This is a genomic window from Chloroflexus sp. (assembly GCF_034435895.1).
Lineage (GTDB): Bacteria > Chloroflexota > Chloroflexia > Chloroflexales > Chloroflexaceae > Chloroflexus.
In genome coordinates this window covers 1-21,477 of the sequence record NZ_DAOTWH010000024.1, presented here as the reverse complement: position 1 = coordinate 21,477, position 21,477 = coordinate 1, and the positions used below count along the sequence as shown (strand labels likewise).

The 21,477-nt window shown below is 60.4% G+C and carries 21 protein-coding genes and 1 pseudogene; 6 read left to right on the top strand and 16 right to left on the bottom strand.

The window, feature by feature from the left end; all coding sequences use genetic code 11:
* Positions 1–93: 93 nt before the first annotated feature.
* A complete protein-coding gene (dps, locus tag U9R81_RS01450; protein WP_322493765.1) occupies positions 94–585 on the bottom strand; it encodes a DNA starvation/stationary phase protection protein Dps in 492 nt (163 codons plus the stop codon).
* 183 nt (positions 586–768) lie between these two features.
* Between dps and U9R81_RS01445 the strand changes: the two genes are divergently transcribed.
* The 3 genes from U9R81_RS01445 to U9R81_RS01435 all read left to right on the top strand — a co-directional run bounded on the left by U9R81_RS01445 (position 769) and on the right by U9R81_RS01435 (position 3,242).
* The gene (locus U9R81_RS01445) at positions 769–1,449 is read left to right on the top strand and encodes a hypothetical protein (protein ID WP_322493764.1); all 681 of its coding nucleotides are present in this window, start codon (positions 769–771) and stop codon (positions 1,447–1,449) included.
* Positions 1,450–2,133, top strand: a complete 684-nt coding sequence (locus U9R81_RS01440) for a CAP domain-containing protein (RefSeq protein WP_322493766.1) — start codon at positions 1,450–1,452, stop codon at positions 2,131–2,133. It abuts the gene before it with no gap.
* 140 nt (positions 2,134–2,273) lie between these two features.
* Complete coding sequence (locus tag U9R81_RS01435; protein WP_322493763.1) at positions 2,274–3,242, top strand: MoxR family ATPase; 969 nt, start codon at positions 2,274–2,276, stop codon at positions 3,240–3,242.
* Between the two features lie 146 nt (positions 3,243–3,388).
* On the opposite strand, the gene U9R81_RS01430 is transcribed toward U9R81_RS01435, so the two are convergent.
* Together U9R81_RS01430 and U9R81_RS01425 are read right to left on the bottom strand one after the other, a co-directional pair.
* Complete coding sequence (locus U9R81_RS01430) at positions 3,389–6,694, bottom strand: EAL and GGDEF domain-containing protein (RefSeq protein WP_322493762.1); 3,306 nt, start codon at positions 6,692–6,694, stop codon at positions 3,389–3,391.
* A 151-nt stretch (positions 6,695–6,845) separates the two neighbouring features.
* Positions 6,846–7,274, bottom strand: coding sequence for a hypothetical protein (locus U9R81_RS01425; protein WP_322493761.1), 429 nt, complete (start codon positions 7,272–7,274; stop codon positions 6,846–6,848).
* A 232-nt stretch (positions 7,275–7,506) separates the two neighbouring features.
* Between U9R81_RS01425 and U9R81_RS01420 the strand changes: the two genes are divergently transcribed.
* Entirely contained in the window at positions 7,507–8,019 is a 513-nt protein-coding gene (locus U9R81_RS01420) for a hypothetical protein (RefSeq protein ID WP_322493760.1), read from the top strand.
* Here U9R81_RS01420 and U9R81_RS01415 read toward each other — a convergent pair.
* From U9R81_RS01415 to U9R81_RS01355, 13 genes are all read right to left on the bottom strand, one after another.
* Complete coding sequence (locus U9R81_RS01415; RefSeq protein WP_322493759.1) at positions 7,957–9,177, bottom strand: alpha-D-ribose 1-methylphosphonate 5-triphosphate diphosphatase; 1,221 nt, start codon at positions 9,175–9,177, stop codon at positions 7,957–7,959. The two genes, U9R81_RS01420 and U9R81_RS01415, sit on opposite strands and share 63 nt — an antisense overlap.
* Before the next feature lie 312 nt (positions 9,178–9,489).
* Positions 9,490–10,176, bottom strand: a complete 687-nt coding sequence (locus tag U9R81_RS01410) for a phosphonate C-P lyase system protein PhnL (protein WP_322493758.1) — start codon at positions 10,174–10,176, stop codon at positions 9,490–9,492.
* 15 nt (positions 10,177–10,191) lie between these two features.
* The gene (locus U9R81_RS01405) at positions 10,192–11,031 is read right to left on the bottom strand and encodes an ATP-binding cassette domain-containing protein (protein ID WP_322493757.1); all 840 of its coding nucleotides are present in this window, start codon (positions 11,029–11,031) and stop codon (positions 10,192–10,194) included.
* Complete coding sequence (locus U9R81_RS01400; RefSeq protein WP_322493756.1) at positions 11,028–11,894, bottom strand: alpha-D-ribose 1-methylphosphonate 5-phosphate C-P-lyase PhnJ; 867 nt, start codon at positions 11,892–11,894, stop codon at positions 11,028–11,030. Before U9R81_RS01400 ends, U9R81_RS01405 begins: the two co-directional genes overlap by 4 nt.
* A gap of 54 nt (positions 11,895–11,948) precedes the next feature.
* Positions 11,949–13,121: a carbon-phosphorus lyase complex subunit PhnI gene (locus U9R81_RS01395; RefSeq protein WP_322493755.1), complete on the bottom strand. Its 1,173-nt coding sequence runs from the start codon at positions 13,119–13,121 to the stop codon at positions 11,949–11,951.
* 66 nt (positions 13,122–13,187) lie between these two features.
* Positions 13,188–13,820 carry a phosphonate C-P lyase system protein PhnH gene (gene phnH / locus U9R81_RS01390; protein ID WP_322493754.1) on the bottom strand — a complete coding sequence of 211 codons (633 nt, stop codon included), beginning with the start codon at positions 13,818–13,820 and terminating at the stop codon, positions 13,188–13,190.
* 277 nt (positions 13,821–14,097) lie between these two features.
* The gene (gene phnG / locus U9R81_RS01385; RefSeq protein ID WP_322493753.1) at positions 14,098–14,517 is read right to left on the bottom strand and encodes a phosphonate C-P lyase system protein PhnG; all 420 of its coding nucleotides are present in this window, start codon (positions 14,515–14,517) and stop codon (positions 14,098–14,100) included.
* Positions 14,518–14,557: 40 nt separating this feature from the next.
* Positions 14,558–15,388: a PhnE/PtxC family ABC transporter permease gene (locus tag U9R81_RS01380; protein ID WP_322493752.1), complete on the bottom strand. Its 831-nt coding sequence runs from the start codon at positions 15,386–15,388 to the stop codon at positions 14,558–14,560.
* Positions 15,388–16,176: a phosphonate ABC transporter, permease protein PhnE gene (gene phnE, locus U9R81_RS01375; RefSeq protein WP_322493751.1), complete on the bottom strand. Its 789-nt coding sequence runs from the start codon at positions 16,174–16,176 to the stop codon at positions 15,388–15,390. The genes U9R81_RS01380 and phnE overlap by 1 nt, the downstream gene beginning before the upstream one ends.
* Complete coding sequence (gene phnC / locus U9R81_RS01370; RefSeq protein WP_322493750.1) at positions 16,166–16,951, bottom strand: phosphonate ABC transporter ATP-binding protein; 786 nt, start codon at positions 16,949–16,951, stop codon at positions 16,166–16,168. Before phnC ends, phnE begins: the two co-directional genes overlap by 11 nt.
* Positions 16,952–17,132: 181 nt before the next feature.
* Entirely contained in the window at positions 17,133–18,182 is a 1,050-nt protein-coding gene (locus U9R81_RS01365) for a PhnD/SsuA/transferrin family substrate-binding protein (protein WP_322493749.1), read from the bottom strand.
* A gap of 170 nt (positions 18,183–18,352) precedes the next feature.
* Positions 18,353–18,859: an arsinothricin resistance N-acetyltransferase ArsN1 family A gene (locus tag U9R81_RS01360; protein WP_322493748.1), complete on the bottom strand. Its 507-nt coding sequence runs from the start codon at positions 18,857–18,859 to the stop codon at positions 18,353–18,355.
* Positions 18,856–19,848, bottom strand: a complete 993-nt coding sequence (locus U9R81_RS01355; protein ID WP_322493747.1) for an MDR family oxidoreductase — start codon at positions 19,846–19,848, stop codon at positions 18,856–18,858. The genes U9R81_RS01360 and U9R81_RS01355 overlap by 4 nt, the downstream gene beginning before the upstream one ends.
* Before the next feature lie 111 nt (positions 19,849–19,959).
* On the opposite strand from U9R81_RS01355, the gene U9R81_RS01350 reads away from it, so the two are divergent.
* Positions 19,960–20,703: a VOC family protein gene (locus U9R81_RS01350; RefSeq protein WP_322493746.1), complete on the top strand. Its 744-nt coding sequence runs from the start codon at positions 19,960–19,962 to the stop codon at positions 20,701–20,703.
* A gap of 52 nt (positions 20,704–20,755) precedes the next feature.
* Positions 20,756–21,477, top strand: a pseudogene (locus U9R81_RS01345) (hypothetical protein); the annotation flags it as partial.

Genomic DNA, 21,477 nt, shown 5'->3' with positions numbered 1-21,477 from the left:
GTTGGCGCGGGCGCCGGGGCAGCGCAGGCGGCGCAGATCAACGCCGCGACGCAGATCAGCGCCGCGGCGCGGGCAATGCGAAAGGTCACAGTACTATCCCTGCAAATGGGCTTCGAGGAACCAGAGATCTTTGTCAATGGTGCGGGCGACCTCAGTCATTAAATCGGCGGTCGCCTGATCACCCATTTCGGCGGCGAAATCAATCGCTTGGCGCGTAGTCTTGCCGTAAGCGGCAAAGCGGTCGGCCAACGCTGCCACATGAGCCATGCCGTCGGTGATGTCGATGGGATATTCCGGCAAGCGCGATGCTGCCGCGGCGAGGCGCGCCGTTCCCATAGCCATGCCGCCAAGCGCCGTCACTCGCTCGGCAATTGCATCGACAAACCCATTCAGATGCCCAGCCAACTCGTCAAACAGTTCGTGCAGCTCCATAAAATGCGGCCCTCTGACGTTCCAATGGGCCTGCTTGGTCTGGCTCATCAGATCAAACGTATCAGCCAGTTGCTGGTTGAGCATCGTGATTAATGACCGCCGCTGCTCAAGCGGAATGTCGATCCGGGTCGCAAATTCCGTGGTTTGAGTCATTGGTTCCCTCCTTGTCGTGCCACCTTGCCAAACCGCTCCGATGCGGCTGGGAACAGCGATGATCGCAGGCGAGGGCGTCATCACGGTACTTACATCATACCAAAGTCAGGCTAGTTCTGCCAATGTTGGGTTGGTACAATAGCTTATATACTTGCCGGTTGAACGCGTTGTGAGGAGGCTGCAATGTGGCGTTGGCCCAGCCTGAGCAACCTGATCGCCAGTGTTGTGCTGATCTTAGCGTTGTTGCCTACACCACCCGCGCAGGCCCAATCCCGTATCTGTTTCGCCGAAGTACCCGATTGCATTGAAGGCCGCTTTGCCGAGTATTGGCGGCAAAACGGTGGGTTGCCAGTGTTCGGCTTTCCGATCTCGCCCGCCTTTACCCAAGTGGTCGAAGGGCGGGCGCGGCTCGTGCAACTCTTCGAGCGCAATCGCTTCGAACTGCATCCCGAATTAGCGCGGCCTTACGACGTGCTGCTGGGCCGGTTGGGTGATGATCTGCTGCAACGGCGGGGAACGCCGTGGCAAAACGAACCGAAAGCGCCGGTGACACAACAGGCTGGGTGCCGCTATTTCGCTGAAACCCAGCATCTCGTTTGCGATGCGTTTCTGCGCTATTGGCAGTCGCATGGGCTTGATTTTGACGGCAAGCCCGGCTTTAGCGAGGCAGAAAGTTTGGCGCTCTTCGGTTTGCCGTTGACCGAACCGCGCATGGAGACCAATTCGTCGGGCGATACGGTGCTTACGCAGTGGTTCGAGCGGGCGCGGTTTGAGTTGCTTCCGCAGCTTGGGCCAGATGTGGTGTTGCTGGGCTTGCTTGGCCGCGAGGCATTTGTACCGCCGCCGGCGTTGCCAAACCACTAGCTGGATCGGCTCAATGCCTATCGCGCCTTCGCCGGTCTAGCGCCAGTGCAAGAAGAGGCGGCACTGAGCGATAACTGTTGGCAACATGCCCGCTATATGGCGGAAAATAATCACCTGACCCATGATTTGAATCCGGCGCTGCCGTATGCCTCGCCGGCGGGGCAAATCTGCGCGCAGAAGGGGAATGCGTGGATTGGAGGGGGTGTTTCATGGCAACCGGCCGATGCGATTGATGGCTGGATGGAGTCGGTTAGTCACCGGCTTTGGATGCTTTATCCAACGCTCCAGCGCACGGGGTTTGGGTTCTACACTACGTCCAGCGGTAGGCAGAATGAGGCGGCGCTCGATGTACTTTCGTACTTCAACGAAGGGATCGATTATCCCGGCTGGCCGGTGCGTTATCCGGGGGCTAACCAACGAGGGGTGCCGGCGACCATCTACCCGATCACACTGCATTGGCGCTACTTCGGCAATGTTCCAGTAGTCACGGCGACCGAGCTACGAGTGGTGGGTGGCGCGATGTTGCCGAATACGGTTTCGACCGATTTGCCCAGTGGCCATAAGGGGATCGTGATCATGCCCGCGCAACCGCTGCCGGCACGGGCGAAGATTGAGGTGATGGTGGCTGGTAGCTATGATGGGCGACCGTTTACCTATCGGTGGCAGTTTCAGACGGGGTGGTGAGCGTGACCGGTTGATGCGCTATGACACCTGTGTGGAGTGTGGCAGTTGCACTGCCGCACTCCATATCAACCGGCGCTCCGGCGATGATCGTATCGTGGTACGATACCATTGATAGCCTTTGACCGGCAAGGAGTTGCATCGTGTCCACCGTTTCGGAAACCGCCATTGCCGAGATTCACCGGGTTGCAACCGCCATTCGCGCTCGGATTGGTCAGATCATCGTCGGCAAGGAAGCGATTATTGACCTGTTGCTGGCAGCGCTGCTCTGCGAAGGGCATGTTTTGCTTGAAGACGTGCCCGGCACCGGCAAGACGACGCTGGCGCGGGCGTTGGCTGGCGCGCTCGGCTGCACCTTTCAGCGCATCCAGTTTACCCCCGACCTGTTACCCTCTGATGTGACCGGTCTCTCGTTTTACAACCAAAAGTTGGGCGAGTTTCAGTTTCGGCCCGGCCCGATCTTTGCCCAGATCGTGTTGACCGATGAAATCAACCGGGCGACGCCGCGCACCCAGAGCGCGCTGCTTGAATCCATGCAAGAGCGGACAGTCTCGATCGACGGCGAGACGCGCCCGCTGCCACGCCCATTTCTGGTTATCGCCACCCAAAACCCGATTGAGCTGGAAGGCACTTTCCCCTTGCCGGAGGCGCAACTCGACCGGTTCTTGATCAAAGTGGCGATGGGGTATCCGAGCGCGGCTGAAGAAGAGGAGATTGTGCAGCGTTCGTTGGCGCCAAGTGCAGTTGCCGCGCTGCCGCCGGTGGTGGCCGCCGAGACGGTACGCAGTTTGCAAGAAGTGGTGCGCAGCGTGGCGATCAGCCCGCCGGTGCGCCAGTATCTGGTGGCGATTGCCCGTGCCACCCGCGATCATCCCGATATTGAACTAGGTGCTAGCCCACGAGGTTCGCTGGCGTTGGCTCATCTGGCGCAGGCGCGGGCAGCGATGGCCGGGAGGAGCTTTGTGTTGCCTGATGACGTGAAGGCAATGGTGGCGCCGGCTCTCAACCACCGTCTGATCCTCACCGCTGAAGTGCGGCTGCGCGGGCAGACTGCGACCGCGATCCTCGAACGCATCCTCGTCCAAATCCCAGCACCGGTAGAGGGGGTGTGATCCTCGCTCCCAGAGGAGAATAAAGTTTACCGCAGAAGTGCAGGGGGAATTGGTGAACTCCTGCGCCCCTGTGCGGAGCCGGACAGCCGTCCGGCGCTACAGCGTCTTTGTGTGTAACACCTCTGCGCCTTTGCCTCTTTGCGTTTTCAATCAGTTGGCGTACGCCGCCCTTGCAACCGCATAATCGTGGGCCATACCTCATCGGCGGGGACGGGGTGGGCAATCAGGTAGCCTTGCAATACATCGCACCCCATACTGAGCAGCGCAGCACGTTGTCTGTCGGTTTCGACCCCTTCGGCAATCACCGTGAGACCAAGGCTATGGGCGAGATTGATGATCGCACGCAGCAAGGCGCGGCTATTCGTCACAATCCCATGCTGTTCATCAATCGCGCGCACGAATGCTTGGTCAATCTTGAGCGCATCGAGGCGGAGCTGGCGCAAATAGGCCAGCGACGAATACCCGGTGCCAAAATCGTCGAGCATAATGCGCACCCCCATGTGGCGCAACTGGTCAATCTGGCGCGCCGCGTAGATCGGGTCATTGAGCATCACGCCTTCGGTAATCTCTAGTTCGAGATACTGGGCTGGCAGGCCGGTGGTATGCAAGACGGCGGCCACTTCGGCCACAAACTCAGACCGCAACAGTTGGCGGGCCGAGACGTTGACGCTGATGCGCAAGAGCGGATAGCCAGCTTGTTGCCATGCGATTGCTTGCCGGCAGGCTTCGCGCAGCACCCACGATCCAATCTCGATAATCAGATCGCTCTGTTCGGCAATCGGGACAAACTCGCCGGGGGCAATCGGGCCGCGGTGCGGATGGTGCCAGCGTACCAGCGCCTCGACACTGGTGATGCCTTCGCTGACCAAGTCATATTGCGGTTGGTAGTACACCGCAAGTTCGCGCCGTTCAAGCGCGCGGCGCAGTTGGGTTTCCAGCGCGAGGCGGGTATGGGCGAGCCGGCTATGTTCGGGCCGGTAATGCAGAAAACTGCTGCGTTTAAGTTCTTTGGCGCGGTGCATGGCGCTGTCGGCATTCTTGAGTAGGGTCACCCCATCAACGCCGTCGCGCGGAAAGAGGCTGATCCCGATGCTTGCGGTTAAACGTAATTCATGCCCATCATAAAGAAACGGCGTTTGCAATGCATCAAGCAAGCGTTGAGCGGCAATATCGGCCAAACGCGCATCAGGCAGATCAGGCATCAGCAAGAGAAACTCATCGCCTCCCATGCGGCCAAGCGTATCTTGCGGGCGGGCGCAGGCAGCGAAGGCATTGCTCACGTGTTTAAGGAACCGATCGCCGATTGGATGGCCCAGCGTATCATTTACCTGCTTAAACCCGTCGAGATCGATAAACAGCAACGCCACAATATGGAGGCGTTCGCGCGCATCGCGCAGGGCGAGATCGATCCGCTCTTGCAACAGATTGCGGTTCGGCAAGCCGGTTAGCGCATCATACCGCACCTGATAGTGGAGCTGCGCATTGAGGTTGGCGTGATCGGCGATCAAGTTAAAGAGTTCGGTCACGACGCGCAATAGCATTTGATCGCTCTCGCTGAGCCAATCGGTTTGCGGGTGAAAGATGGCGAGTATGCCATGCGTGCCGGCTAGCGGCCAGATCCAGCCGCTACTGACCCGTAAATGGCGCAGTTGATCCCAATGCGCATGGAGGTCGAGCGTAATTGGCGCTTTTTGGTTATGCCGAGCTACAATCTGGCGCAAACGCCGCCCGATCTGGGCTGTCTCATCAGCTAATGGCTGGCTAGCAGCAGTAGCGTGCCCATCCAATTCAGCCCATACCAGCCAGTTGGGTCGTTGCCGTTCAATCAGTGTTACCAACTGGTTGAGGACGGCTGTAACCGATGCGTGCTGGAGCAGAAGGGCGAACACCTCTGAGCGGTCATGTTCGAGGAAGGCAGCCAATTTTTGCGCGCTGATGTCACGGTGCAAAGCGATAAAGTGGGTTGCTTTGCCATAGTTGTCAGTGACCGGCGATAGACTCACATCAAACCAGATCGGTTCGCCAGCGCGCGTGTAATAGAGGAGTTCAAGGCGCGCCGGTTGATGTTGCTCCATCGCAACCCACAGGCGATTAAGCATCGCCGGATCGGTGGCCGGGCCGTGCAAGATGCGTAAACTGCGCCCAATCAACTCGTTCGTCGCATAACCAGTCAGCCGGCTACAAGCCGCGTTGGCGTAGCGGATAAATGGGCCGGGTGCATGCAGCGGTTCGGCTTCGAGAATCAGCACCGCATCGTTGGTATGCACCACGACCGACTCGAGCAGGCGCAGCCGTTCTTCGGCCTGTTTGCGCGCAGTAATATCGCGCACCACAATCAATGCGCCGCCGTTGACCAGTTCGTCGTGGTGCAGCGGATCAATGCTGATATCAACCATCATAGCTCGCCCGTCTGGCAATCGATGGATTAATTCACCGCGCCAGCCTGTGCTGGCGCTCTGCACCGAAGGTTGCACCGGCTGGTGCGGTAATGATTCGGCAGTAAACAGACGGCTCAGCGGCTGGCCGATGATCGCTTCCGGTTGCACGCCGTAGAGGTACGCTGCCATCTCGTTGAGATAGACAATCGTGCCGCTGCGGTCGGTTACGATCACCGCCTCGTTAATTTGTGACAGCACCCGCGCCCGCAAGTTTAATTGCCGTTCCGCTTCCACCCGATCGGTGACGTCGTAGCCGATCGTCAAGACCTGTATTTCGCCGGAGCCTTCGATTAACGTGCCTTGCATTTCCACCACCCGCACCATCTGATCGCGGGCATAAATCCGGTAACGGGCCGGTTGGAGGAGTTGGCCGTTGCGGAGAGCTTGACGGCGCTTGCGCATCAGGTCGTGATCCTCGCCAGAGAGAAATTCGGTTAGCGGTTGGTTGACTAGCTCGGCTGGATCATCCACGCCAAAGATGCGTGCGCCGGCTGGGTTGCAGTAGCGGATAATTCCCTCTGGAAAGTTGCTGATGATGATCAGCAGCGGGGCCAATTCGAGCAATTGGCGGTAGCGAAGTTCGTTGCTGCGCAGGGCATAATCGGCGGCCAGCAACGCCGTCACATCATAGCCGCTGAGGATGATCCCGCCCATCTCAGGTTGGTGCTGCCGATTGCAGCACCGCAGCTCAAAAATCCGCCAGCCGCCTTCAGCATGCTGTAGTCGCGCCCGGATCGGTTGGAGTTGGCATGGTCGATCGTTCAGTTGGGAGAGATGTTGTTGCAAAAGGTCGTGGTCGTCGGCATGAACGAAATCATAGAGGGAGCGGTTGACCACAAGGGATTGCGGATGGCCGAGCAGGTTGGTGAGGGAAGGGCTGGCAAAGCGGATAGTATGATCGGGTGCGAGAATGATGACTATCTCGGCGATACATTCCAGCAGCGTGTTGAGAGTCGCAGCTACGACATCACCATTTAAGAGGGGAGAGGGTGCAGATGCAGTATCGTCAATCATAAGCGTTGTGTGCCCGGATGCCGTCTTGTGGATTCTGCTGCGGCCCAGTATACCGCGTTTACTACATTCCGTTGCAGCCGCGAAAGAAGCGTCTGCCGGCAGCCTTTTCCTGCAAAGGAATGCCGGCAGGCAGCAGTGTAGCCGGATATGGTTAAGCGATTAATTGCCAAATATCAAAGCCTAACGAGAAGAAGATGATAAATAGGATGACCAATGAGAGCGGCAACATATCGAACCGGCGTGGGTGCCGGGTTTGCCAGAAGTAACGCAAGCTGCGTACTAGCATCGTGATTGCTAAGAGATCGAGCAGAATGACCAGCGGCAATGAGATGTTGGTGGCAAGGCCGATCAGTGGCAACACCATTGGCAAGAGCACGTATTGCAGGGTACAGCGGGTGGCCGAGATGAAGAGCGAGATGCTGAAGGCGCGTTCGCCCGGCGTCGCCGGCGGCGCGTCGTTAAGCTCTTCTTCCTGAGCTTCATCAACCGTTTCTGTGGGCGGGGCCGGCAGCGCCGGCTGCGGCGGCAACAAAAGCAGCCGGTCAAACATGCGGTCGAGCGTTTCGGTGATAGCAGACATAGGCAGCACTCACCTCATGGAAAAAATAAGCAGAGACGTCACATAACAACGCCTCTCCATATTATAACAGCATCCGGTTAGGCGTTCATCAACGCTAGGGTAAGGATGAGTAAAAGGTGGCAGCTTGGCTGTGGCATACCAGAGCTAGCCCTCATATCCGCGCAATCTGCAACTTGCCCCTATAATAATCATAGTCATTGGGCCGGTTTTTTACTCTTCATGAATGAATACTATGCGACATCTGAAATTGCTTCTGGCCCTTGCGTTGCTGCCCCTTGCCGGTTGGTGGTGGTTTCAGAGCAACGTTTTCATCACCGAGTGGCTGCTGGGCCATAGTGAGGGTTTTCAACGGTTTGTGGTTTGGATGATCTCGACGTTGCAGAGCAGCGGTTACGTCACCATCCTTGTGCTGGGTGCAGTGTATGTGTTGGCTAGTCTGCTTGAGATCGTCTTCTGGCCAACCAGCGCGCTTACCCGACGGTGGGGCGCTTCGGCGTTGATCTTTTGTCTAGCGGTGGTGGCGCTCGAAGCGATCGGGATTTTTAACGGCTACAGTATTCGCTATTTCGGCATGTTTGCCGTTGATGGCCAGCCGCCTCCCGAATGGGGACGCTGGCTGAGCGGTGTGCCGCTGGCGCTGCTCTTTGCCATCGGCCCCGAAGGGCTGCTCCGCTGGTCGTTGCTAACGATGTTCGCGTGGGGCCGGCAATTCTTCACCCGTCCGGTGGCGGTCGGGGAAGGGTAGCGGTTCGTTCTGCTCCTGCAAGGTGTACACCAGCTTCCCGTTGACAAAGACCTGCTGCACCACCGGATCGGGCATCCGGCGCACGACGATCAGATCGGCGATCAGCCCCGGCTGGATGCTGCCGATCAGGTGGTCGATGCCGGCGGCGCGGGCCGGGTGATGGCTGACCAGCGCCACTGCGGCGGGCAAGCTGAGGGTGCCGCGGTCGGCGAGGCGGAAGATGACCGGCAACAGCGAGGCTGGATAGTAATCGGCGCACAGCCAGTCAACGACGCCGGCCTCGATCGCGGTTAGCGCGCTAAGGTTGCCGCCGCTCGATTTCCCGCGCAGCACGTTCGGCGCTCCCATCCCTACCGCCATCCCGGCGGCATGGGCCGCTTGGGCCGCGGCTAAGGTGGTGGGGAATTCGGCAATCTTCACCCCCAACTCCACCCATTGCGCCACCCGTTCAGGCGTGTCGTCATCGTGGCTGGCGATCGGCAAGCCATACTTCGTTGCCCATGCAATCACCTGCCGGATCCGGTTGGGCACATCGCTCTGCGCCGCCCGCTTACGGGCCAGCAATTCGTCGATTTCGTCCTCGCTGCGCCCGGTGGTCTTGGCGACGTAATGGCGAAACGCAGCTTCGGTAGTGTATTGCCCTTGCCCCGGACTGTGATCCATGATCGAGACCAGCCGCAACAAGGGATGGCCCAGCATCGTCTTCAGCGCCTCAAGGCCGCGTTCGCTGCTCACTTCGACGCGGGCATGGACGAGATGGCGCGCGCCGCAGTGCCGTTCGGCGCTGAGCCGGTGGAGGAAGTCGCTGACAAAGCGATCGCTGCGCACACCGAATTCGGCGTCGTCGAGCGATAGGGCATGGAATTGGCACGTCACGCCGCACCCCAGCAAGAGCCGGTCAGCGGCGTGGAGCGCGATCCCGGCTTCGATCTCAACGCCGGGACGGGGTTGCACAAGCTTTTCGATCGCGTCACAGTGCAGGTCGATCAGGCCGGGCAACAAGTACGCCCCGTTGAGGTCAAACTGCGGCATCGTCGCCGCATACGGATGCGCGCCGCGGCCAATCGCCCCAATCCGGTCCCGGTCGATCACCACCCAACCCTCTTCGACAACCCGATCGGGTAAGACAACAGTCGCGTTGGTGAAGAGATATTGCATAGGTTGCCTCGTGATCATGTGATATATAGACTTGCTGGTGTTGGTAGGTCCTTGCGCGTCGCCGCTTTCCTGTTGTCATCGCGCGCCGCCGCTCCCCTCCTGTCATTGCGAGCCGCCAGAGGCGGCGAAGCAATCCCCTCCGCGCACGGGAGCGGTCCCTTTCCGCCGCAGGGGGAAATTGCTGCGGGCGCTGGCGCGCCCGCAGCAAGAACTGCAACCCATCCCGCTCAGCGTTCGTAGGCGCTGACGCGGGAGATTGCTTCGGGGGCGCAGCCCCCGAAGCAATAACAAATGCCTCCTCGCACTCGCACCCTACGCGAACGTCCATTGCCGGGTGGCATGCGCCCCTAGCCCGGCCAAGTCGTGCGAGACGCTAATGATCGCGGTGCCTTCGGCTTGGGCGGCCCGGATCATCGCGATCACGACCTGCTTGGTCGCTTCGTCAAGGCTGGCGGTCGGTTCGTCGAGCAGCAGCAGGCGCGGGCGGGCGATAAAGGCTCGCCCAAGATTGATCCGTTGTTGTTCGCCGCCGCTGAAGGTGAGCGGGCTGGCTTGCCAGAGCGCCGGTGAGATGCCGAGCCGTTGCAGCCATTCCCGGCCAATCTCTTGCGCGGTGGCGCGATCCATCCCCTGCCGGTAGAGCGGCTCACAGAGGGTGTCGAGCGCCGATACGCGCGGCAGGACGCGCAAGAATTGTGAGCAGAAGCCGAACTCGCGCTCGCGCAGGCTGAGGATGACGCTCTCGGCAGCGCGGCTGAGGTCGATGCGACCAAATTGGTGCGAGTCAAACCAGATCTGGCCGGCAGTCGGCAGGTAGGTGCGGTAGATGCACTTGAGGATGCTGGTCTTGCCCATGCCGCTGCGCCCGTAGATGAGCAGGTGTTCGCCGGCGGCGACGCTGAGGTTGACGTCGCGTACTGGCGTGATTTCGCGCCCGTCGATCAGGTGTAGCGTAAAGGATTTGTACAAGTGACGGATTTCAAGCAGTGGGTGGCTCATAGCGCGCAGCCTTGATTACAACGCTGACGAGACCAGCAGTTGGGTGTACGGATGCTGCGGGTCTTCGAGGATCTGGTCGGTCAACCCCGCTTCGACAATGTGGCCGTTCTTCATCACAATCGTGCGGCGGGCCAGTTGGCGCACCACGCCGAGGTCGTGCGATACCAGCAGCATGGTGATCCGGTCTTCCCACTGAATCCGGCGCAGCAGGTCGAGCACGCGGGCCTGTACCGAGACATCCAGCCCGCTAGTGATTTCGTCGAGCAGCAACAGGCTGGGCCGGCTGGCGAGCGCCTTGGCGATCTGCACACGCTGCAACATGCCGCCGCTGAAGGTCGGCGGCTCGTCGTCGATCCGTTCCGGCGGCAGTTCGGTTTTGCCCATCAATTCGGCGGTGCGGGCGCGGATGCGGCCAAAGTGCCGCCATTCGGCCAGCAGTAGCTTTTCGGCGACGTTGCCTCCCACCGAAAAGCGCATGTTTAAGCCTAGTTCGGGGCGCTGGTAGACGATGCCGAGTTTGGTGTTGCGGAATAGCCGCGCTTCGTAGCGGTCGAGGGTGGTGAGGTCGCGCGGCGGCCCGCCGTTGTCGCGGTACCAGATGTGGCCGCTGTCGGGGCGCAAGGCCAGATAGATCATCTGCAACAGGGTGCTCTTGCCGCTGCCGCTCTCGCCGACGATGCCCAACACTTCACCCGCGTTCAATTGCAAGTTCGCCTCAACACAGGCCCAAACCGTCCCACAGCGCGGGCACTGCGAGCGACCGGTATCGGGGCCGGTCAGGCGGCGGCAATCGGGGCAGGTTGGCCCAAAGTGCTTCGAGAGCTGCTCGACCCGCAAAATCCAATCGTCGATCATGCCATCGCCTCCATCTGCGCCACGCGCTTCGCGCAGTACGCTGCGTCGGAACAGGTGGTTTCCCACCGTCCGCCGTTGCTATCGCTGACAAAATGCTCAGTGAGAAAGGTGTGTTCGGCCCCGCAACGCGCGCAGCGCTGGCCGGGCCGGTACTCGGTGCGGAAGGGGTAATCCTCAAACTGGAGCGGCTCGACGATAGTGTAGGGCGGCACCGCGTAGATGCGCTTCTCGCGCCCGGCCCCAAACAGGTAGAGGGTGTCAGCCATGTGCAGCTTCGGCACATCCCAGCGCGGGATGGGGGTGGTATCCATCAGGTAGCGCCGGTTGACGATCACCGGATACTGGCTGGCGATGCGCAGATCGCCGGCCCGCACCACGCTCTCGTACATATAGACCCACATCTTGCCGTAGTCGGCTTCGCTGTGCATGATCGTGGCCCGTTCGAGGTTCGGTTCCACCCAGCGCAGCGGATCGGCCATCGGCACCTGCAAGACCAGAATTTGATCGGCCCGCATTGGCTCTTCGGGGATGCGGTGGCGGGTTTGGACGATCGTCGCCTCAGTGGTGTCGGTGGTGGTAGCGACGCCAGTGGTGCGGGTGATCAGCCGGCGCAAATTGACCGCATTGACGCTCTCGTCGTCGCCTTGATCGATCACCTTCAGCGTATCATCTGGCGTGATGATCGACAGCGTAATCTGCAACCCACCGGTGCCCCAGCCGCGGGCAATCGGTAGATCGCGACTGGCAAACGGTACGAGGTGGCCGGGAATGGCGACCGCCTTCAACAGCTTGCGCCGGATCTCGCGTTTGGCGTCTTCATCGAGCAGGGCGAAATTGTAGAGCTGATCGAAAGTTTCGCTCATAGCGTGCTCTGTCCTTGTTTAGCATGGGACACGGCGGTTTGTTACCCTCCAACCTTAGCGTGAATCACTAGTGATCGCCTGATCAACCAACTGGCCGAGCCGGCTCTGGCGCTGCGCATGGTGATCGCGCGCCCGATCCAGCACGCTGAGGTCGGCGGCAAAGGTGACATAATGCGGCAACTTATAATGGGCGACGAAGCCACTGGCCTCGATCCCGTCGGTGTGCAACAAGACAAACTCTTCATTCGCCGCCGGCCCCGACTCGCCGGCGAGGCTGCCGGCGCGGGCCTGTGTCAATACGCTATCGAGAATGCCCATACTCATCACCTTGAGCTCGCTCTGACCAAAGGCGAAGCCATAGCCAACGTTGAAGCGCGGCGGTTCGGCGTGATTCGTCACGCTATGCGCTTTCGAGGCGATTTCAGCCTCGGTCGCTTCAATCTCGCCGATGGTGACCGGCTCGCCGGTGAGAGGGTGCGCGACTTGCACCGGCAGGTAGCCGTAGCGCAGCTCGACCAGCGTTGGGTGGGCATCGCCGTAGCCGCGCGTGCTGCTATAGGCCAGACTCATCAGGCTGCCGGTATCGGATTGGGCCATCGCTTGCAGACGGGCGCTGCGGGGGCAGGGGAAAGTGAGCGGTTCGCGGGTAATGTCAAACGGCTCTGCGCGCACAGGTTCGGCAGGCACATCCACAATCATCTGCTCTTGCCGCATATACTCGATCACTTTGGGGAAACGGCCCCACGCGCCGGGTTGAGGTTTGCCGGCCTCCACCAGCGCCGCGTAGCGTTCGGCAGCAGCAATCACGGCCCGCGCGTCTTCATGAGCCAGCGCCGGTTGCAACAAGCGGATCAGGTAATCGGTGGTCGCCCCCAGAATCTGGCCGCCGGGAATATCCTTGAACGAAGCCGAAATCCGGCGCAGACAGAACATCTCGCGCCCCGACACCGGCAACGAGGCCATCACCCGCGGCAAGGTGGTGCGGTAGGCGCGCAACAAAAACGCCGCTTCAATGCTGTCGCCTTCAGCCTGCTTGACCGCCAACGCCGCCAGTAACGGCGCATAGAGCGCACCCTCGTGCATGGCCCGGCTGACGGCGTGGCGCAGTTGATCGCGAATCTGCGGCAATTGCAGCGGCGTGCTGCCGCCAAGCAAGCGCAAACACTCGACTAGCTCTTCGGCGCGGGCAACCGCTTCACTGCCCCCGCGCACCGCAACGTATCCCATACCGGCTCCTTCAGCTATCGCTACTCTCTACTCCCCATCCTCCGCGCCCTCTGCGGTAAAAACACCTTAGATGACTTCAATCTGCGTTGTGCGCGGCAACCCCAAGCACCGCCCCTGCTGATCGATCACAAACAGATCGATCCCCAGCGGAAACTGGCTTGGCCGGGCCGCGAGAGCGGCCAGCTCGGTCGGAGCCACGCCGCGCAAGCCAACCGTGGCCGTCGTAGCAATCCCCGGCCCGCGCAGACACAGCGTCTCACCGTTGGGTGCAATCTCCGGTACACAGAGAAAGACGGTGCAACTGCGTTCGGGGTAGAGCAATGATCCCGCCGTGAGTTCACCAAACAGCGCCGTCCCGGCTGGGTCGTGCAAGAGGGCGAAATCAGCGGCAGAAGCCTCTACCGGGCGAGCGTTCGTACGCAGGGCAATCCAGCGCGTCAGCGGATGATCAACCGGCAACCATTCCTCGCCTGCAGCATGGACAAAGCTCACCGTCTGGTCAAGCAGGCTCATCCCGGCGGCAACGGCGGTTGCATTGGGGGGCGTGCCGTCTGGCAGCGGCGGCAGATCGGCGAAGGGCGGCGGCGGCAAGTGACCCACCTTGCCGGGGCGGGCCAAGCAATCGAGCAGCACGCGGAAGGCAAGGCCGTTAAAGCGTTCGATCGGCGTGGGTGGTGCAGCGACGATAGTCATAGTCATAGGCAGGCCTCTGTAGTAATACGTTATCTGAATTACGGTTTGGGATGAGACGGCCCCCACCCCCGCTGGGGGAGGGGAGATTGACCCTCACCCCCAGCCCCTCTCCCGCTGGGGGAGGGGGTGCTTTTACCGCAGGGGGCGTAGAGGATGCGGAGGGGGATCAACATTCCCAACACCCTTTGCGACCTCAGCGTCCTTAGCGCCTTTGCGTTGAACCCCTCTGCGCCTTGGCCCCCTTTGCGCCTTTTGTGTCTTTTCGTGGCTATTCGTCTCCCATTCAAAACGTCTCAAACTCAACCCGCGTCGCTGCGGCGGCGGCGAAACGGCGTTCATAAGCGGCGCTCAGCGCCTGCCCCAGCTCGGCGATGCGCGGGCGCAAATCGGCGTGCGGATCACCCGGCATGCGCAGCGCCGCGTCGAGCACGGCCAACGCCGTCGCGTGATCCGGGTCGCGCCCAATCACCATCCCAAACCCAAACTGGCCGGCCAGTTCCAACCGCGTCTCGGTGACGAGTATCTCGCCGCCGTTGAAGACCGTCTCGGCCACGCCCTCGATCATGCGCAACTGCACCAGCACGAAGCGCGGGCCGCTGATGAACGTGACTGCATTGCGGTCATACCGCTCTAGCACCTGCTCGGCCAACGCGCAAACGAGGTGGGGCGGACTGCAACTCAAAATATGCGAGGTCGTGAGCATCGTGATCTCCTTCTGCGCCGGCTGCGCGGTTCCATAGGCGTTACGCAGGTCGCTTCACGCCGACTGTCTCTTTCAAGCGGGTTGCGCCCCATTCTAACAGAATGGCAAAAATCAGCACCGCGTATGTAAAGATGCCCAGCTCACGCAGATCGAGATAGAAGGCGCTGGCCATAAACATGTCAAAACCGATCCCGCCGGCGCCGGCAGTCGCCCCCATCGCAATCGCGACCGAAAAGTTAATCTCAAACCGCACAAACGTCCACGAGAGCAGGGCCGATGCCGACGAAGGCACCACCGCTTGAAACACCGTCTGCCACCAGTTGCCGCCGCTGGCGCGCAAGGCCTCTAACACCCCCGCATCCAGCTCCTCGAAGGTTTCGGCGTAAGCCTTCACTAGATAGCCAACCGAGTGGAACGTCATGCCAATCACTGCCGCCACGCTGCCCAATCCGGCGGTAACGGCGAAGAACAGCACCCAGAGCACGGTTGGCACCGCGCGGATGAAGGCCATCACTGCCTTGACCGCATCATTGACCCGGCGCGGGGCCAGATTCTGGGCCGCAAGCAGGGCAAGGAAAAAGGCAATGATCGCACCGAAGACTGTGGTCAACAGGCCAAGCGCAACCGTAATCATTAACTCGCGAAACAGATCGAGCCAGCTCAAATTTTTCAACCGCGCCTCGAACAGCACGACGCGAAAATTGTTGAGCATGTCGCCAAAGGCAGTGACGACATTGATGTTGCGGGTGTCAATGGTGATCAAACCGTAGATGGTCAGTAGCGCCAACACGATCAGCGTCGCTTGCAACACTGTATTGGCGTGGCTGTGCGGGCGCACCCGAATCTGGCCATAAGGCAGCTTCGTCTCCATCAGAGGATCGTCCTTCGGATATAGTTCGATATCGTTTCGATCAGCAAGACCACGGCGACCGTTGCCAACACCACAAGGCTGGCCGAACCGTAGCTAAAGTTCTTGAAGTAGAGGTCGAACAGGAACCCGATACCGGTGCCGGTGAGAATGCCGACCAGCGCGGCGCTGCGAATGTTGGTTTCGATCATGTACAGCACCCAACTGATCAGTTGTGGCAGACAAGCCGGAATCACGCTCTGGCTGATAATCGCGGTGTAGCTGGCACCAGTGGCGCGCAGCGCCTCGACCGGCTCGATGCCCACTTCATCAATCGTCTCGACCATCACGCGGGTGATGAAGCCGAACGTGACGAAGAAGAGGGCAAAAAAACCGGTAAAGCCGCTTTGCCCGAACGAAAAGAGCAAGATCAGCGCCCACACTGACACGTCAATGTTGCGGAAGATGCTAGCGATGGCGCGGGCCGGCAGGCTAAACCACGGGTGCGGGCGGGTGGTGTTGGCGCCGAGTAGAGCTAGCCCCAAGCCAAAGATCGAGGCGATGGTCGAGGAAGCTACCGCAATCAGCACCGTCTCTTGCAACTTCTCAAGAATGCGCGGCAAGCGCGCCCATGCTCGTTCGTCGGGCACGAAATTGGCGATACCCCACGCAAACGCGCGCGGAATAACGCTCAAACCCTGTACCAGATCGAATTGGGTCAACGCCATGCCGCCATAGGTAATGGCAACCATCGCGAGGAAAAAGAGCGCAGACTGAATCCGGCGGCGGCGAAAAAAGGCATCAGGCTGCATACCGCTCCTTCAGATCGAGGATCAGCTCACCCGCTTCCGAGCCGTAGATTTGGTAGATTTGGGCATTGCTCAGCGCATGCGGCGGCCCGTCGTAAATCACCCGGCCCCGGTTAACGCCGATAATCCGCTCGGCGTAGTGCAACGCCACATCAACCTGATGCAGGTTTACCAGCACCGTAATCCCGGTCGAGCGATTAATCTCTTGCAGGGTATCCATAATTACCTTGGCCGAGCTAGGGTCAAGCGAAGCAATCGGCTCATCACAGAGCAGCATCTTCGGTTGCTGCACCAAGGCGCGGGCGATGCCGACTCGCTGCTTCTGGCCGCCGCTAAGCTGGTCGCAGCGCTTGTACATCTGCTCGCTCAAGCCAAGCGTTTCGAGAATGCGTACCGCCTCGCGCTTCTCTTCCTCGCTGTAGAGGCCAAGTATGCCTTGCAGGGTATTCTTGTAGCCGAGGCGCCCGTGCAACACATTCTCGATCACACTCAGCCGGTTGACGAGATTATAGTGTTGGAAGATCATCCCGATCTGGGTGCGGTGGCGGCGCAGCGTTTGGCCGCGCAGCTGGGGAACGCTGACCCCATCAAACCGGATGTCGCCGCTAGTAATGTCAATCAAGCGGTTGATACTGCGCAATAGCGTTGACTTCCCCGCCCCGGAAGGGCCAATAATCGCGACAAACTCGCCGGGTTGCACCGAAAAGGTGATTGAATCGAGCGCTAGCGTCTCGGCGCCGTACCGCTTGGTCACTTGATCAAGTTCGAGCAGGCTCATGCAACCTCATTTCTGTAATGGGCCTCTGATCGCGCGTTACTGTGGCCGGTGCGCACAGGGGTTGAACCATTGGAGCAATCGCTCTTATGGAATGCGTCAGTTGAACTGCCGCACTCCATGCTGCAAAAGTGGAGCTGGCGGTACGATACGCCAGCTCCACTGCTGTTATCATCGGCTTGGTTTAACGCATTGCCCGGATGGGGTTGAAGAAGGCGTCATCAACCACCAAGAAGCGCTCCTCCTTCGTCTTGCGGAAGAGTGGCTTAAAGCCGGCGTCGATCTCGGCCTTGGTCGCGAAGATACGTGGATTGTTCGCTACTTCATCCGAAGTCAGCTTGTCTTGCAGCCGCTTGATCTCATCGGCGGTCAGCAGGCCGCTGTTAGCAACGATGGGCGGATTGATCACCGGGGTGGCCGAGATGATCACAAACTCGGCGCCGGGGAACTTATCGAACGGTTCGGGAGCATTCTTTAGCACGCGGTAGACCGCGCCGGGCTTATTCTCTTCACCTGACACAATTTCGATATAATTGGAAACACAGGTATCGCAGAAAGCCGCCACATCAACCGCGCCCGACAGCAAGGCTACCGCCGATCCCTGATGCGAACCGCCGAACTGCACTTCACTAAAGAATTTGTTGGGGCCGCCTTCGATCAGCTCATCGGCATTGAGATTCTTCCACTTCTCTTGCTGGCTGAAGTACTTGATGATATTCGATGAGGGTACGCGGAAGCCCGATGTTGAGCTGCTCGAGACGAAGGCGAAGCGCTTGCCTTGAATATTGTCGATCTTGTAGACGCCGTTCTCTTGGTAGTTGCCCTCTTGACCACGGGCCACGGCCAGCCAGCTATAGTAAACTGCCGTCTTCAGGGTGCCATCCGAACCACTCGGCACGACCAGCGGAATGACTTTCGAGTTCTTGTCGTGCGCTTGGACATAGCCTTCCGCGCCGAAGAAGCCGAGGTGGGCGGTGTTGTTAGCCAACGCTTCCACCGCGATCAAGTAGTCGGTAGTGGTGCGATGTTCAACCGGGCGCCCGAGCGCTTCGCCCACAACCGCACCGATTGCATCGCGGGCATCTTTCAGGTCAGCTCCCGACTCGTTCGGCAACCATGCGATAATGACCGGTGAATTGGCATTCGTTCCGCCAGTGTTGCCACCGCTTGCGCCACAAGCCGCTAGCGCCAGCGTCACAATCGTCACGATCAACAAAAACCGCAGAGACCGCATACAGAGCATCCTCCTGAGCAGGTATTGCTGACGATGCTGTTGCATCGTTGTATGCAGTCTAAACGGCTTTGATTAAGAGAAGATGATGAGAAGATTGCCTCCCAGCTAAGGCTGTATCAAAACCGTGCAAATATTGTGTAACAATAATGACAGCGCCTGTTGCGACGATGTTACCCGCCACCCAGATTCGCGGCAATCAATCGCTCGACAACCACCACATCGCGCCAGCGCCCATCGAGCTGGGCATGTTTCTCGTAGATGCCAACTTCACGAAAGCCAACTGACGCTAGCATTGCCCGGCTCGCGGTATTCTCGACAAACACTCGCGAGAGCAGCTTCCAGAACCCGGCGCGGGTGGCGGCTTCAATCAGCGCCAGCATGGTCAAGCGGCCAATCCCGCGCCCGCGCCATTCGCGGGCGACGTAGACCGAGAATTCGGCGATGCCGGCGTAACACTCGCGGGACCGGTAGGGAAAGGTGGCGGCGAAGGCGACGATCTGGTCATTGATGATTGTGACGACGATCGGGAAGCGATCGCCAAACCAACCCGCCACCTCTTCAGCGGTGCGCAGTCGCGTCTCAAAGGTGGCGATGCGGTCGGCGATGCCTTGGTTGTAGATCTCGGCAATCGCCGCCGCATCGGCTGGCATCGCAGTGCGAGTGAGCACACTACTCATTGGTTCACATCCACTACCACCCGCCCGCGGGTCTGGGCATTGGTGATCTGTTCAGCGTAGGCCGGCAACTCGGCAAAGGGAATGACCGTCGTCATTCGGTCAAGCAGTTCCGGTGACAAGTCGCGGGCGAGCCGATCCCACGCGGCAAGGCGTTCCTCGCGCGGCACCATCACCGACTCGACGCCGGTCATCGTCACGCCGCGCAGAATAAATGGATAGACAGAAGCGGTAAACTCGGCGCCGCCGGCATTACCGCAGATGGCCACCGTACTGCGCATCGCCATCGAACGCAGCACGCCGGAGAGCACCGCTCCGCCGACGGTATCGACCGCGCCACCCCAGCGTTCGCTCTCAAGCGGACGGCCGGGGGCGGTGAGGGTGCTGCGGTCAAGGATGCCGCTCGCGCCGAGTTCGCGCAAGTAGGCCTCTTCGTGGGGTCTGCCGGTGGCGGCGATCACCTTGTGCCCAGCTTTGGCCAGCAACGCCACCGCCACACTGCCCACGCCACCGGCAGCACCGGTGACTAGTACCTCGCGACCGGGGATGAACCCGTGCCGTTCGAGCGCCAGCACGCATAGCATCGCCGTAAACCCAGCCGTGCCCAGCGTCATCGAGTGTAGCAAGCTCATCCCGGCGGGCAGCGGCACCAGCCACTCGCCCTTCACCCGCGTGTACTGGCTAAACCCACCCCAATGTCGCTCACCGACCCCCCAGCCGGTCAGCACCACCTGATCGCCGGGTTGGTAGCGCGGATCGGACGACTCGACCACCGTGCCGGCAAAGTCAATGCCCGGCGCGAGCGGGCTGCTGCGCAGGATTTTGCCTTTGCCAGTGATCGCCAACCCATCTTTGTAATTGAGCGTCGAATAGGCCACCTTGACCAACACCTCGCCTGGGGGCAATGCGCTCAACGGCAATTCGCGAAACTCAACCCGCCGGCCATCGGCTCCTTCTTCCACCACCAGCGCGGTAAAGCGTTCTTCGCTCATTGGTAGGCTCCCTTGCTTGTATCGTGCGCGTTTGCTGTACTGTCGATTATAATAAACACGGCTACCTTTGCCAAACCCGGCCGTCGCTATCCTTCTCGCTACGGAGTTGCTATGATTCACGCTCTCGATCACATTGTCATTTTGGTGGAGCAGTTGTCGTCGGCGGTGGCGGCCTACACTGCGGCCGGTTTTGTCGTCGCTCCCGGCGGCGAGCATGCCGATGGCGCGACCCACAACGCGCTGATCAGCTTCCCCGATGGCACCTATCTTGAACTGCTCGCTTTTCGCCGCTCTGCTCCCGAACATCGCTGGTGGCGGCATGTGGCGGCTGGGCCGGGGTTGATCGATTTTGCTCTCTTGACGAACAACACCACGATTGCGGTTGCTGCTGCGGCTGATCGCGGCCTGATGATGAACGGCCCGGTTCCCGGCGGGCGTATTCGGCCCGATGGCATCAGCCTCGCGTGGGAAACAGCGTGGCCGCCGAGCCCTGATTTGCCGTTCCTTTGCGGTGATGTCACCGATCGGGCGTATCGGGTGCCCGATGCCGATTTCTGGGGCCACAGCAATGGCGCGCGCGGTATTGCCGAGGTGATCGTCGCCGTGACCGATCTGGTGGCGAGCGCTGGCCGTTATGCGGGGTTGCTCGGCATCACGCCGCAGGCTGCTCCCGCCGAAGCGCGCATTCCGCTCGGCGAGAGCGAAATCGTGCTGCGCGGGCCGGATTCGGGTGATCCGAACGTGATCGATCGCCTCACCCGGCGCGGCGAGGGGATTTGCGCGATCACGCTGCGGGGGCTGCACTTTCCCGATCTTTCTGCGCCGCTGGGGGCGCCGATTGTGGCTGCACAGTAGGTAGCGCCGCACGGCTGCGTGGCTGTACCATTGGTATCACGGATTGTGTTGCATGTCCAATCATCTTGACCGGTTCACCCACCATGTCCATGCTGAGCGGGGCGGATTCTTTGACCGTGATCGTTCGATTACGGTGACGCAAGCGCCGGGGTGGGTTGATCTGTTTGGCGGCATTGTGGCCGATGTTGGCATCCTCTCGTTGCTGTGGCCGGGCAGCCCTAGCGTGATGGTTGCGCTTCAGCCTGATCCGGAACCGATCATCCGGTTTCGAGTTGTCCAGCGCACCGATTCCATCCCCTGCACTGCCTTGTTTCTGCCGAGCGGGCCACGCGAATACGCTGATGCGGTCGCCGAGATTGGCCTGCACCAACCGCCGCGCAGCCCGTGGTGGGGGCCGGCGCTGATGGCGTGGGTGGCGCTGATGCGCGAAGAATTTGCCCGCTTTGGTGGTGGCGCGCGGGTGATGTTGCAACCGGTGGAGTCGCTCATGCCTGCCGCTAGCGTGATCGCCGCCGTTGCCAAAGCGTTAGTGCAAGCGTACAGTATTCACCTTGCTCCGCGCGAATTGGCCATTACCTGCGCTGAGGGGCTGGCCCGCCTCGAACGGCGCAGCACCGGCGCTGAGCTGATTGGCACGCTCACAGCTATCTATGCGCCGGCCAACGAGCTGGTCGTTGTCAATCCGCTCACTGCTTCCCTAAGTGGTAGTGCCCACCTCCCCGCCGGTTGCGCGTTGTGGGCTATCCAAGTGGGTGACGAGCCGCGCCAGCCGCT